The following is a 16513-nucleotide window of genomic DNA, read 5'->3' on the forward strand; positions in this document are numbered from 1 at the left end:
AGAATTAACCATTTCTGAGGTGGAAGAACATCTTAAAGGCATGAAGCGGCAGTTGAAAAGCCCGCTTTCAGAAGGGCAAAAAGGGCTGTGGATGCTTCAAAAAATGTCTCCTGGGATGAGTGCATATAACATTCCTTTATGCTTTCGCTTCAGCAAACCAATACATGCAGAGACGTTCAAGAAAGCCCTTCTGTTTGTACAGAGACAATATCCGGTCTTAGCCAGTGTGATTCAAGAAGAAAATGGCATTCCATTTCAATCGGTTCAGTTATCAAAGGATCTTTATTTTGTGGAAGAGGATATATCAGCAATGAAATCAGCAGATATTATGCCTTTTCTAAAAGAAAAAGCAAAAGAACCTTTCCAGTTGGAAGCTGGTCCGTTATGGCGCACACACCTTTTTCATCGGTTAGAAGAATGCATTGTTCTTATAACAATTCACCATATCATATTTGATGGTGTGTCGATGCTGACATTGATATCGGCGCTATTCGAAGCGTATCAACAATTGCTGAATGGGATTGAACCCTTGCAGCAGCCATCAACAGCTGATTATTACGATTTTGTCGATTGGGAAAATCGAATGCTGACTGGCAGAGAAGGGGAAGAGCATCTCGCTTACTGGAAAGAACAGTTGTCTGGGAGTCTGCCAGTTCTTGATTTGCCTGCTGACCGTCCGCGGTCTTCAGCACGAAAATTTAAGGGGCAAGCTTATAAAAGCTTGCTCCCTCATCACCTGAGAAATCAAATTAAATCGTTTGCCCGCACCAATCATGTGAATGAATCGGTTGTGTTTCTCTCCATTTACAAAGTGCTGCTGCATCATTATACAAAACAAAAGGATATCATTGTTGGCGTTCCGACAATGGGTCGGCAAGAAGACAGATTTGAAACCCTAATCGGTTATTTTATCAATATGATGGCTGTTCGGAGCAAGAATATCGGATCTCAGCCATTAACAGCATTTATTCGGGAACTGCAGCTGACAGTGGCTGTCGGCCTGGATCATGCGGCGTTTCCGTTCCCTGCATTGGTAAGAGAGCTGAATGTAGACCGCTCGGCCGCGGATTCTCCGGTTTTTCAAACAGCTTTTCTGTACCAAAACTTTTTTCAGGCAACAGGCTTGCAAAAAGTGCTTGAACCGTATCAAACGCTTGGCATCGAATATATTGAAGACATTCGGCAAGAGGGTGAATTTGAGCTGGCGCTCGAAATATATGAGCAAGAAAATGAAACAGTGCTTCATCTTCTGTACAACCCTGATTTGTACGAACTGTCCTCCATTGAAAGCATGATGGAGAACTATATGAAGCTCGCGCAGCACATGATGGAGGACCCGTCTTTGCCGCTTGAAGCCTACTCTTTGCAATTAAATCAAGAACAAACTAGTTTGCTGGAACAATGGAATGCGACAGGGACAAACATCGCAAATGACAAGTGTATACATGAGGTGTTTGAGGAAAAAGCGAAACAAACCCCCGATGCGGTTGCTGTGATGTTTGAAGACAGATCACTTACATATAAAGAAGTAGATGAAAAAAGCACATCTGTGGCAGTCTACCTTCAACATCAGGGTGTTAGACCTGAACAGCCCGTTGGCATTTGTGCAGAGCGTTCGTTTGATATGATCATCGGAATTTTAGGAATACTGAAAGCTGGCGGAGCGTATGTGCCGTTAGATCCAAGTTTTCCGCAAGAACGATTAAAGTACATGCTCAAAGACAGTCAGGCATCCATTGTCCTCACCCAACCTAACGTTCATGATAGGATCAGCGGATTAACTGGCAGCCATGTAAAAGCGATCAATATCGAGTTAGCTTGCCGAAACGGTTATACAGACCAGCAAAGCAGCGGTTTAAAGCGGGAAGTAAAACCGGAACACCTCGCTTATATTATTTATACATCGGGAAGCACCGGAGAGCCTAAAGGGGTTATGGTAGAGCATCGGAGCATTATGAATACCCTGAATTTTCTTGAATCTCACTATCCTGTAACGGCTGAGGATGCATATTTATTGAAGACGAACTATGTGTTTGATGTATCGATCTCAGAATTATTCGGATGGTTTATTGGAGATGGCCGTCTAGTGATTCTTCCGCCTAATGGGGAGAAATCACCGCAGCTTTGCATGGATTATATTGAAACATATAAAGTGACTCACATTAATTTTGTGCCGGCCATGCTGCATGTTTTTTTAGAAATGGCGAAAGACAACAAGCGATTCACAGAGGACGGTCCGCTGAAGTATATGATGGTTGCAGGTGAAGCCTTCCCTAAAGTATTAGTGAAAAAGGCGGTATCGCTCTTTACAAACTGCCGTGTTGAAAATATATACGGACCGACGGAAGCCTCCATTTACGCTGCGTATTTCGGATGCGGAAAAGGAGATATCGCAAGTCACCATACACCGATTGGAAAGCCTGTTTCCAACACGAAAATTTATATTGTGGACCAGCATTTGAAGCCTGTCCCGATCGGAAAGCCAGGTGAGCTTTGCATCGCTGGAGCCGGCTTAGCAAGAGGCTACTTTAAAAAGCCGGGGCTTACGGCTGAAAAATTTATTGATAATCCCTTTGAATCAGGGACGAAGCTATATAAATCGGGTGATTCAGCAAGGTGGCTTCCTGACGGCAACATAGAATACTTGGGACGGATTGACAGCCAAGTCAAAATACGCGGTTTTCGCGTCGAGCTGGGCGCAATAGAAACAAAGCTGGGTGAATTTCCGGGCATTTTAGATCAGGCGGTAGTGGTGAAGCAGCTTGAGGGCCATCAACAGCTCGCTGCTTATTATACAGAGGAAAGCGGACATGCCTCTGCCAATCCAAAAGATTTGCGCCTTCATCTAAAATCGAGTCTGCCCGAATATATGATACCTTCACACTTTATCCGCTTAGATGAGCTTCCATTATCGCCCAGCGGAAAAGTGAACCGTAAAGAATTAGAAAAACGCGAGATCGTGTTCAACAGAAGGAAACCAAATCACTTGCAATTAACGGAAATAGAGGATCAGGTGCTGCGCATTTGGGAGGAAACGCTCAAGGTCAGCGGATTTGGGCCGGAAGACGGATTTTTCGATGCGGGCGGCGATTCGCTTCTGGCTGTAGCTGTGGCTGAACGAATCAAAAAAGAATTCGATTGTGAGTTTCATGTTACTGAGCTGTTTGAGTATTCCACGATCCGTGCAATCAGTGAATACATTTTGGAGATGAAAAACTCAGATCTAGCCGGGACACAAAATGAAGATGATCATGATGACAAAAAAGATGGAAAATACCCGAAACAGAAGATTCCCCCTTATTTTGACGACAGTGTTGCGATTGTGGGGATATCTTGCCAGTTCCCGGGTGCGAAAAATCATCATGACTTCTGGAACCACATCAAAGAAGGCAAAGAAAGCATACGATTCTTTTCTGAAGAAGAGCTTCGCGCAAATGGAGTTCCCGAAGAATTGATACAGCATCCTGACTATGTGCCTGTGCAATCTGTGATCGAAGGGAAAGACTTATTCGATCCCGGTTTCTTTCAAATCTCGCCAAAAGATGCTGAGTATATGGACCCTCAGCTTCGCCTCTTATTGCTGCACTCCTGGAAAGCGATTGAAGATGCAGGATATGTGGCTAAGGAGATTCCGGCAACAAGTGTATATATGTCTGCAAGCAGCAATTCATATAGAACGTTATTGCCGAAGGAGACAACAGAAGGACATGAATCACCGGATGGCTATGTCTCTTGGGTTTTAGCCCAAAGCGGAACCATTCCCACAATGATCTCACATAAGCTCGGATTAAAAGGGCCAAGCTATTTTGTTCATTCTAACTGTTCTTCATCACTAGTCGGTTTATATCAAGCATACAAAAGCCTGACATCGGGCGAATCACAATATGCGCTTGTCGGAGGCGCAACATTGCACGCACAATCAGCGATCGGCTACGTGCACCAAAACGGGTTGAATTTTTCAAGCGACGGGCATGTGAAGGCGTTCGATGCTTCGGCGGACGGAATGGCCGGAGGTGAAGGCGTAGCAGTCATCCTGCTGAAAAAAGCTGTGGATGCCGTAAAAGACGGAGACCATATTTATGCCATTATGCGCGGAATAGGCATCAATAATGATGGGGCAGAGAAGGCAGGCTTCTATGCGCCAAGTGTAAAAGGCCAAACAGAAGTGATACAGCATGTATTGGATACAACCAAGATCCATCCTGAAACGGTCAGTTATATTGAAGCGCACGGGACGGGAACGAAATTAGGCGATCCTATTGAAATGTCTGCTCTAAATAAAGTGTACAAGCAATACACCGACAAAACACAATTTTGCGGAATTGGTTCAGTGAAAACGAATATCGGCCATTTGGATACAGCTGCGGGGTTAGCCGGATGTATTAAAGTTGCGATGAGTTTATACCATAATGAACTTGCACCGACCATCAACTGTACGGAGCCGAATCCGGATATAAAGTTTGAAAGCTCTCCTTTTTATGTTGTCCGTGAACGAAAATCGTTAGAGAAACACGCAGGTGTCCATCGGGCGGCTCTGAGCTCATTCGGCCTTGGCGGAACTAACGCCCATGCAATATTTGAGCAATATGAAAACATTTCTGATGCAGGTGCCGAAAACGAAGGCAATCAGCCTTACATCATTCCTATATCAGCAAAAAATAGTGAACGGCTCCAAGTATACGCGAAGGAAATGCTGTCCTATATCAGTCAAGACGAGCAAAGGCATTTCTCTTTAAGAGATATTGCATATACCTTCCAAGTCGGCCGTGAAGCAATGGATAACAGGATCGTTTTTATAGTGAACGATCTGGAAGAGTGGAAACATCAGCTGGAAGCTTTTGTGACTGGAAAGCCGCTCGCAGAAGGCTGTATTCAAGGAGAAAAAACGAGAATGACATCCGCTGAACAGCTGCTTGGAAATGCTGAAGCAGATGATATGGCTTCATCGCGGATATCAAAAGAAGAATTGAGAAAGCTTGCCGAGATGTGGGCAAATGGCTTTCACGTTGAATGGCGCAGGCTCTATCCAAATATAAAGCCACGCCGCATCAGCTTGCCGACATACCCTTTTGCCGAAGAACGATACTGGCCTGAAAGCAGCACCGGCGCTATCACAACAATTGAACCATCTCGTTTGCATCCTTTGGTGCACCATAATACATCGGTTCTGTCAGAGCAGCGTTTCAGCTCCATTTTCACAGGACAAGAGTATTTTATTGCCGAGCATATCATTAAAGGCATGGCGATTTTGCCGGCGGCGGTCACGCTTGAAATGGCAAGAGCCGCTATAGAACAAGGAATTGGCGGATTGGAGGATCATGAAACTGGAATCAGGCTGAAAAATGTCGTGTGGGTTCGCCCGGTTGTAGCAGGAAGTGAGCCGGTTCAGGTAAATATCGGACTTTACGATGAAGATGGCGGACATATTGCTTATCGGATGTATGGTGATCCGGAATCCGCTGATGCAGAACCAGTTGTATATAACCAAGGTAAAGCGGAATTGATTCAGTTAAAGCGAGAAAAAGCACTGGATCTTTCTAAGATCAAGAAACAATGTGATCAAAGCAAAATGGATGCTGCCTCGTTTTATGAAGGGATGATCGGCGCCGATTACGGTCCAGGTTACAAGAGTGTAGAGGCCGTATATAAAGGCGACGGCCAGCTGCTTGCCAAATTATCACTGCCAGAATCTGTTGCACATACGTTGGGCGATTATGTTCTTCATCCAAGTGTAATGGACGGGGCGTTACAGGCGGCTGAATATTTGCAAAATGTCGTCAGAGCGGAACTTTCAGACACTGAAGACTTTAAGGCAGCACTGCCATTTGCACTGGAGGAACTTGAGGTTTTTCGTCAGTGCGTTTCTGACATGTGGGTTTATGTTCAATTCAACTCGAAAAACAAACCAGGAGATTTGATACAGAAAGTCGATATTCACCTATGTGATGAGCATGGCATGATCTGTGTGCGGCTGAAAGGATTTTCGACGAGAGTGATGGAGGCAGATATACAAACCGAACCATCAAAAATCAACGCTGAAACTTTATTGCTTCAGCCCGTTTGGCAAGAACAAAAGGCTGCTAACAGCTTAGCTGCAAAAAAATATGCAGAGCATCTCGTATTCCTATGTGAATATGATCATGAGACGAGAAAACAAATTGAAGCAGCCATCGAGGATGTCCATGTATACAGCCTGGAAGCAAGGCCTTCTTCAGTAGATGGGCGTTTCCATTCTTATACAGAACAAGTGTTTAAAAAGGTACAAGAGATCATTCGTACGAAACCGAAAGACGGCATTCTCGTTCAGATCGTGACCTCTGCCGAGGGAGAACAGCAATTGTTTTCAGGGTTGACAGGACTGCTGAAAACAGCTTGTCAGGAAAATGCCAAACTAACCGGCCAAATGATTGAAGTCAGCAGTGAAGAAAGTGGAGAAAGCATTGCTGGCAAACTGTTAGAAAATCAAATGAGCAGCGATTCATATGTCAAATATCAAAACGGGACACGGTATATTGCTGATTGGCGTGAAATCAAACAGGCAAAAGGAGACGGCAGCAAACCGTGGAAAGACAATGGCGTTTATCTCATTTCAGGAGGTGCCGGCGGACTAGGTCATATTTTTGCAAAGGAAATTGCGGAACAAACGAAAAATGCGACAGTCATTCTGGCGGGCCGCTCACCTCTTAGCGAAAGCAAAAGCAAAAAGCTGAAAGAGCTTCATAGCAAGGGGGCTGACATCACCTACCGGCAAACAGATGTTACCAATAAAATTGAAGTCTATCAGCTCATTGACGACATTCAAAAAAGATATGGCCGTCTGAACGGTATTCTTCATAGTGCCGGAATCATCAAGGACAGCTACCTGGTTAATAAACAGGCAAAAGATCTGCACGATGTACTGGCGCCTAAAGTAAAAGGGCTTGTTTATCTAGACGAAGCGAGTAAGGATTTGCCTTTAGACTTCTTTATTCTCTTTTCATCTCTTTCAGGAAGTTTAGGGAGCATTGGTCAGTCTGACTATGCGGCAGCCAATGTATTTATGGATATGTATGCAGGCTATCGAAATAGGCTTGCCGACCTCAGCCAGCGGCATGGGCAGACGCTTTCTGTAAACTGGCCTTTATGGAGAGATGGAGGCATGCAGGTCGATCAAGAAACTGAGAAAAGGCTTGTGCAACTTGCCGGTATTGTTCCTATGAGGGCGGAAAAAGGAATTCAGGCATTATATCAAGCACTTCATTCAGAGGCAAACCAAGTAATGGTGATCGAAGGCGATGTGCAGAAAATAAAACAAAACATGCTGGCCAAAAACGCCTCAGCACCTATGGAAAAGAAGGAAGCAGAACACATGACTGAACAAATAAATAGCATTGATGCAGACAGTTTGCTGGATAAAGTAAAGGCGATGTTAAAGCGAGAGATCGCCAAGCTGTTAAAGGTCAAGCTTGAAACGATTGACGATCATGCAGAGATGACGGTGTATGGTTTTGATTCTATCTCCATGACTGAATTCACCAACCATATCAATCGCGCCTATCAGTTAGAGCTGACGCCAACCGTATTTTTTGACCACCCGACGATTCATGCGTTTGGCAAGCATTTGTCAGAAGAATATCAATCGGTATTTGCGAAGACATTTGCTGTGCGCGCTGTATCGGCTCAGCTTCAGCCTGCTGCGAAACAGGAACAAGCCGTGCGTGCCAAAGCTAAAAGACGCAGAAAGCAGCAAGTCATGCTGCCAAACGCCATACAGAGTGATGCTGGGCCTGAGCCAATTGCCATTGTGGGCATAAGCGGGATTTTCCCTATGGCGAAAGACGTTGAGGCGTACTGGAACATCTTAAAAGAGGGCAAAGACTGCATGACGGAAATCCCGAAAGATCGCTGGGATTGGCGTGAATATGAAGGTGATCCGGCGAAGGAAGTCAATAAAACGAACGTGAAATGGGGCGGTTTTATTGACGGTATTGCAGATTTTGATCCATTATTCTTTGGCATTTCCCCGCGTGAAGCTGAACAAATGGAACCTCAGCAGCGCTTACTGCTGACTTACGCCTGGAAAGCGATCGAAGATGCAGGATATTCGGCGAAAAGGTTGTCAGGCACAAAAACCGGCGTCTTCATCGGAACGGGAAATACAGGATACAGCTCTCTTCTATCTAAAGCGAACTCGGCAATAGAAGGATCAGCGGCAGCCAATACGAGCCCATCGGTCGGTCCGAACCGGGTCAGTTATTTCCTTAATCTGCATGGGCCGAGCGAACCGGTTGATACAGCGTGCTCAAGTTCACTAGTGGCGATCCACCATGCCATCTCTTCAATTGAGGAAGGCACTTGTGACATGGCATTAGCCGGCGGTGTAAATACGATTATCCTTCCTGAGGTGTATATCAGCTTTGATAAGGCGGGAGCACTGAGCAAAGAAGGAAAATGCAAGACGTTTTCAAATCAAGCCGATGGTTTTGCACATGGGGAAGGTGCCGGCATACTGTTCCTGAAAAAATTAAAAGCGGCTGAAGAAGCGGGAGACCATATTTACGGAGTCATAAAAGGCAGTGCAATCAATCACGGCGGCCGTGCAGCCTCTTTAACGACTCCCAATCCGAAGGCGCAGGCAGATGTTATTCAGTCGGCATATCAAAAAGCGGGAATCGACCCGAAAACCGTGACCTACATTGAAGCCCACGGAACCGGAACGGAGCTTGGAGACCCGGTTGAAATTAACGGTTTGAAATCAGCTTTTAAAGCATTGGGTGTAAATGAAGGAGACACATCAGCCAATCCTTACTGCGGATTAGGGTCTGTAAAGACAAACATCGGCCACTTATCGCTGGCAGCCGGTGCAGCAGGAGTTATTAAAATATTATTGCAGCTTAAGCATAAAACCTTAGTGAAAAGTCTGCATTGCGAAAACGTGAATCCATACATTCAGCTGAAAAACAGTCCGTTCTATATCGTACGGGAAACGGAAGAATGGAAAGCGCTGAAAAATGAACAGGGAGAAGAGCTTCCTCGACGGGCAGGTGTCAGTTCATTTGGAATCGGCGGAGTAAACGCCCACGTGATTATCGAGGAATATATTCCGGAAGCATCCGATGAGAATATACCATCCATCGCGCCGGAACATCCGGGTATCTTCGTTTTATCGGCTAAAAATGAAGCGCGGCTAAAAGAACATGCACAGCAGCTGGCAGATGCGCTTGATAAGCAAACATATAGTGACGTAAATCTCGCCCGAATCGCTTATACACTGCAAGCCGGACGGGATGCGATGGAAGAACGTCTCGGGATTATTTCCGGTTCCATTGAGGATTTACAGAAAAAGTTAAAAGACTTTGCAGCGGAGAAAAGCGGTGTGGAGGATGTATTTAAAGGCAGGATTGATAAAGGCACACTCCAAATGCTGACAGAGGACGAAGAGATTCAAGAAGCCGTCGAGAAATGGATGGAACGGGGAAAGTATGCAAAATTGCTTGAATTATGGGTAAAAGGGCTTGATGTAGACTGGACGAAATTGTATGGCGAGAATCTGCCAAAGCGCATCAGCTTGCCGACGTATCCTTTCGCAAAAGACCGTTATTGGATCTCTGATCATATTGAAAAAAGCGGCAGCATTGATGCAAATCAAGCAGCCTCCCGCCTTGGCGGAGCCGTGCTGCATCCATTAATGCATCAAAACACATCCAATCTCTCGGAACAAAGGTTTAGCTCTATTTATACGGGAGAAGAGTTTTTCCTTGCTGATCATGTTGTGAAAGGCCAACGGATTTTGCCGGGAGTGGCTCATCTTGAATTGGCGCGGGCAGCTGTTGAGCAGGCCGCAGAGGTACAAGGTGTACCGCGCATCATGAAGCTAAAGAATGCGGTGTGGGTGCGGCCTATTGTTGTAGAGGATCAGCCGCAGCAAGTACACATTAGGCTTTTACCGGGAGAAAATGGTGAGATCTCTTATGAAATCTATGGTCATTCAGACGTTACTGGCGAACAGTCAATCGTCTACAGTCAAGGCAGCGCGGTATTGAATCCTGCTGAAAATTTGCCGGCGGTTGATTTGCAATCTCTGCGGGAGCAGTGTCAGGAAAGTCATTTCAGCGTAAACGAAGTATACGACACCTATCGAATGATTGGATTTGAATATGGTCCTGCTTATCGCGGAGTGAAAAAAATCTATACAGCTGAACAATTTGTTTTGGCAAAATTGTCATTGCATCCGTCAGCTGCAGATACGCTCAGCCAATACAAAATGCACCCTGGGCTGATGGATTCTGCTTTGCAGGCGTCAAGCATTTTGACAGGCGCCGGGGATAACCAGCTGACACTGCCTTTTGCGGTCCAGGAGCTTGAAGTCTTCGGAGCATGTTCGTCAGAAATGTGGGTATACGCAAGATACAGCCAAGGCAGCAAGGCAACTGATAAGGTGCAAAAGCGCGATATGGATATTTTAGATGAGAGCGGCAATGTTTGCGTACGGATGAAAGGATTATCTTTCAGAGCAGCAGAAGGCGGCTCTGGATCGGCGGAATCTGATCAAACGCTGGCAACCCTGATGTTTGAAGAAAAATGGGTGCCCAAGGATTTTAAAAAAGAAAGTCCTGAGCCTCATTACGAACGGCACATTGTCATGCTTTGCGACATGAATGGCCTCTCAAAAGATCGCATTGAATCAAGAATGACAGGAGCGGAATGCATCGTTTTGGAGTCATTCCGCGAAGGACTTGCAGAGAGGTTCCAAGATTATGCCGAACAAGCGCTTGAGACGGTCCAGGGTCTTCTCAAAAGCAGACCTCAGGGCAATGTTCTGATCCAGCTGCTTACCTCTGCACAAAGAAAGCAGTACTCATTCTCAGGGCTATCGGCGCTCCTTAAAACCGCCGGCCTGGAGAATAAAAAACTAATCGGCCAGACGATTGAAATCGATTCACATGAAAATGTTGAAAGTGTAATAGAAAAACTGAAAGAGAATAAAAGGCACACAGAAGATCAGCACATCAAATATGAAAAAGGCAAACGGTACATCAATGATCTGGATGAAATGCAAATAGATGATCGGGAAATAAGCATGCCGTGGAGAGATAAAGGTGTATACCTCATCACGGGCGGCGCAGGAGGACTTGGGTTTATTTTTGCAAAAGAGATTGCTCGCCAAGCCGAACAGCCTGTGCTCATTCTGACAGGCAGATCCGCGTTGAATGCGGATCAGCAGGCGGAGCTTAACGAACTTCAGCAATTAGGGGCTCGCGCAGAATACAGGCAGGTTGACGTGACACAAACGGAAGCAGCCTCCGAGCTTATCACAAGCATTACGTCTGATTACGAAGACTTGAATGGTGTCATTCACAGCGCTGGGCTGATTAAAGATAACTATCTTATGAGCAAAACCAATGAAGAGCTGACACAAGTTCTCGCTCCTAAGGTGAAAGGGCTTGTGAATGTGGATGAGGCAACCGAGCATCTTGCGTTAGATTTCTTTATCCTCTTTTCTTCAATATCAAGTGTTGCCGGCAGCGCGGGACAGGCCGATTATGCAATGGCTAATGCATTTATGGACAGTTATGCTGCTTATCGGAATGCGCTTGTAACCGCCATGTACAGGCACGGACAAACGTTGTCAATCAATTGGCCGCTCTGGAAAGAAGGCGGCATGCGCGCGAATAAAGAAATTGAAAACATGACGTTGAAAAACACAGGTGTGACTCCAATGCGGACCGAGACCGGCATTCAAGCGCTGTATAAAGGTTTGGCATTTGGCAAAGATCAAGTCATCGTCATGGAAGGATTCAAAGACATGATGAGGGAAAAGCTGACTCAAAAGCCGTCTTCTGATGATGTACCAATGAAAACAGTGCAAGTACGGGTGACATCTGAAGCAAGAATGGATCAAGGGAATATGTTTGACCACATTCAAGAAGTTTTAAAGCAAACAATCTCTCAATTGCTCAAAATCAAACCTGAAGAGATTGACCCGGACATGGAGTTTAATCAATATGGATTTGATTCGATTACGTTAACTGAATTCGCAAATACACTGAATGAGAAGTGCAAGCTGGATCTTACGCCTACGGTCTTCTTTGAGCACGCAACTGTTTATGCATTTGCAGGGTATCTGTCAGAAGAATATCCAAATGCTTTTACAGCTCAAACGCCTGCCAAAGCTGAGGTGCTGATGCAGCCTGTCGAACAGAATATAAAAAATATGACGTTTTCGACTGAAAACCGCTTTGTAAAACCTTCGGTAACACCAATGCAAAAGGAAGCTGATCACAAGCCTGAGCCTATTGCGATTGTGGGGATGAGCGGCGTTTTCCCAAAGGCAAAAGACGTTGAGGAATATTGGAAGAACCTGTCATCGGGCGCAGATTGTATTACAGAGGTTCCAAAAGACCGCTGGGATTGGCAGGAGTATTACGGAGACCCTCTGAAAGAAGCGAATAAAACAAACGTCAAATGGGGCGGTTTTATTGATGAAGTTGCTGACTTTGATCCATTGTTCTTCGGCATATCTCCGCTGGAGGCTGAGCAGATGGAGCCTCAGCAGCGCCTGTTAATGACCTATGCGTGGAAGGCGGTAGAAGAAGCGGGACACTCAGCGAGAAGCCTGGCAGGAACCAAAACGGGCATCTTCATCGGGACAGGAAACACAGGGTACAGTTCACTTCTGTCAAATGTAGACATCGAAGGCTCAGCGGCTGCGAATATGAGTCCTTCTGCAGGACCGAATAGAGTCAGTTATTTCCTGAACATTCATGGGCCGAGTGAACCGATCGACACTGCGTGCTCAAGCTCTTTGGTCGCCATTCATCATGCGGTTTGCGCCATTGAAAATGGAAACTGTGAAATGGCGATTGCGGGAGGGGTCAACACGGTCGTAACTCCGCAAGGCCATATCGCCTATGATAAAGCCGGGGCGCTGAGCAAAGAAGGAAGATGCAAAACATTTTCTGACAAAGCCGATGGATTCGCAGTCAGTGAAGGTGCCGGCATTCTCTTTCTGAAAAAGCTGACAGCGGCTGAACGAGACGGTGATCATATTTACGGTGTCATTAAAGGAAGTGCGGTAAACCACGGTGGCCGCGCAAATTCTCTAACGACTCCTAATCCGAAAGCTCAGGCGGATGTCGTAAAAACAGCATATGAAAAAGCGGGAATTGATCCAAGAACCGTAACTTATATTGAAGCGCATGGGACTGGAACAGAGCTGGGCGATCCAGTAGAAATCAACGGCTTAAAAGCGGCATTTAAAGAGCTGTATGAAAAAACGGGGGACCCGGCTGTTCATGGCAGCCATTGCGGACTTGGGTCAGCGAAAACAAACATCGGTCACTTATCACTGGCGGCCGGTGTGGCTGGTGTCATTAAAGTGTTATTGCAGCTCAAGCATAAAACGCTTGTCAAAAGTCTGTACAGTGAAACTGTTAATCCGTATATCAGACTGGATGACAGCCCGTTTTATATTGTGCAGGAATCGAGAGAGTGGCAGGCGCTTCGGGATGAAGCCGGCCGAGAGCTGCCGCGCCGCGCAGGTATCAGTTCGTTCGGGATAGGCGGCGTCAATGCCCACGTGGTCATTGAGGAATATATTCCGAAAGAAACAACCCATCCTGCAACAGCACCAGCCGTGACAGCACAGCACCCGGGCATCTTTATTTTGTCGGCAAAGGATGAAGATCGTCTGAAAGACCAAGCCCGGCAATTAGCAGACTTTATCAGCAAGCGATCTATCACTGCTCGTGACCTCACTGATATTGCTTATACACTCCAAGAGGGGCGTGATGCAATGGAGGAGAGATTAGGGATCATCGCTGTCTCGACTGGGGACTTGCTGGAAAAACTGAACCTCTTTATAGAAGGGGGCACCAATGCGAAGTACATGTACAGAGGCAGAGCAGAAAAAGGTATCGCACAAACATTGAGATCAGATGACGAAGTACAGAAAACGCTCAACAATAGCTGGGAGCCTCACATATATGAAAGACTGCTTGATTTATGGGTAAAAGGCATGGAAATAGGCTGGAGTAAACTGTATGACGGCAAACAGCCGAAACGCATCAGCCTCCCTACCTATCCATTTGCGAAAGAACGCTACTGGATAACGGATACGAAAGAGGAGGCAGCCGCCCATCAAACAGCTTTAAAAACAGTCGAATCAGCAGCTTTGCATCCATTGATACATGTCAACACATCTGATTTGTCAGAGCAGCGTTTCAGCTCGGCCTTTACAGGTGCTGAGTTCTTTTTCGCCGATCATAAGGTGAAGGGAAAACCGGTTATGCCGGGCGTGGCATATCTTGAGATGGTTCATGCTGCCGTTACAAGAGCAGTGAGAAGAACCGAAGATCAACAATCTGTTATTCACATCAAAAATGTTGTGTGGGTGCAGCCGATTGTGGCGGATGGCCAGCCTGTTCAAGTGGATATCAGTCTAAATCCCCAGCAGGACGGCGAGATTGCTTTTAACGTCTATACAGAGGCTGCACACAATGATCGAAAGATACATTGTCAAGGCAGTGCTTCAATCCGTGGGGCAGGAGACATTCCAGTCCAGGATATCAGCGCGCTTCAAGACCAATGCAGTTTAAGCACACTCTCACACGACCAGTGTTATGAATTGTTTAAGGCGATCGGCATTGACTACGGACCTGGTTTTCAAGGGATAGATCGGCTTTACATCGGCCGCAATCAAGCCTTGGCAGAGCTTTCTCTGCCTGCTGGTGTAACTCACACACTGAATGAATTCGTTCTTCATCCAAGTATGGCCGACTCTGCTTTACAAGCGTCGATCGGGCTAAAGCTGAATTCCGGTGACGAGCAGCTTTCTCTGCCTTTTGCGCTGCAAGAGCTAGAAATATTCAGCCCGTGTACAAATAAAATGTGGGTGTCTGTGACATCTCGTCCTAATGAGGACAAAATACAGAGACTGGATATTGATTTGTGTGATGAACAAGGCCGAGTGTGTGTAAGAATCAAGGGGATTACCTCAAGGCTGCTGGAAGAAGGCATACAACCGCCAGACGGGCCGACATCACTAGGAAACTCCAAAGCAACTCTTAACGGAGCGCTTCTTATGGCGCCGATATGGGATCGAGTGCAGCTGGAGAAGAGGAGCATTTCGCCTGCTGATGAGCGTGTTGTCATCCTCGGAGGGGATGACAACAGCAGAAAAGCTGTTCAAAGGGAGTTTCCGTTTGCCAAGGAGCTGTACATTGAGCCGAACGCATCAATTCATAGAATTACAGGCCAGCTTGAAGCACTCGGATCGTTTGACCACATCGTGTGGATGTCTCCTTCTCGTGTGACAGAGTGCGAAGTCGGCGATGAAATGATTGAAGCCCAAGATCAAGGCGTCATTCAAATGTATAGGCTCATTAAGGCAATGCTTTCTTTAGGCTATGGACAGAAGGAGATAAGCTGGACGATCGTGACGGTGAACACACAATATGTTGATCAGCATGATATTGTCGACCCGGTCGATGCCGGGGTGCACGGCCTGATCGGTTCAATGTCAAAAGAATATCCAAATTGGCAGACAAAGCTGATCGATGTTAAAAAATACGAAGCCCTGCCGTTATCTCAACTCCTTTCCTTGCCTGCCGATCAAGAAGGGAATACGTGGGCCTATCGAAACAAGATTTGGCATAAGCTTCGTCTAATTCCAGTACACAACAATCAACCGGTGCACACGAAGTATAAGCACGGAGGTGTTTATGTTGTCATAGGCGGAGCTGGCGGTATTGGTGAGGCGTGGAGTGAATATATGATCAGAACATATCAGGCGCAGATCGTTTGGATTGGCAGAAGGAAAAAGGATGCAGCCATTCAAAGCAAGCTGGACAGATTTGCACGTCTAGGGCGAGCCCCGTATTACATTCAAGCAGATGCGGCTAACCGAGAGGAATTAGAACGCGCGTATGAAACAATGAAACAAACACATCGTGAAATCAACGGCATCATCCATTCTGCAATTGTCTTACAAGACCGAAGCCTGATGAATATGAGTGAGGAATGTTTCAGAAACGTTCTTGCTGCAAAGGTTGATGTAAGCGTGCGAATGGCTCAAGTTTTCCGGCATGAACCACTGGATTTTGTTTTGTTTTTCTCTTCCGTACAATCGTTTGCAAGAGCTTCCGGACAAAGCAATTACGCTGCGGGTTGCAGTTTTAAGGATGCTTTTGCACAGCGGCTTTCTCAAGTATGGCCTTGTACAGTAGCCGTGATGAATTGGAGTTATTGGGGAAGCATTGGTGTTGTTTCATCACCGGATTACCAAAAGAGAATGGCTCAGGCAGGCATAGGCTCAATTGAAGCCCCTGAAGCAATGGAAGCTTTGGAATTGCTGCTCGGGGGACCGCTGAAGCAGCTAGTAATGATGAAAATGGCAAACGAAACGAATGATGAAGCGGAACAGACAGAAGAAACGATTGAAGTGTACCCGGAAACTCACGGCTCCGCCATTCAAAAGCTGCGAAGCTATCACCCGGGTGACAACACAAAGATTCAACAACTGTTATAGGAGGGG

At 46.1% G+C, this 16513-nt stretch carries 1 protein-coding gene; it reads left to right on the plus strand.

The genetic code is table 11. The annotated features are described in order from the left end of the window. The first annotated feature begins 40 nt into the window (after positions 1-40). On the plus strand, positions 41-16507 hold the full coding sequence (locus QF06_RS07650) for a non-ribosomal peptide synthetase (RefSeq protein ID WP_082044615.1): 16467 nt from the start codon (positions 41-43) through the stop codon (positions 16505-16507). Positions 16508-16513 lie beyond the last annotated feature (6 nt).

Origin of the sequence: Bacillus sp. YP1 (genome assembly GCF_000877815.1) — a bacterium.
Classification (GTDB): domain Bacteria; phylum Bacillota; class Bacilli; order Bacillales; family Bacillaceae; genus Bacillus; species Bacillus subtilis.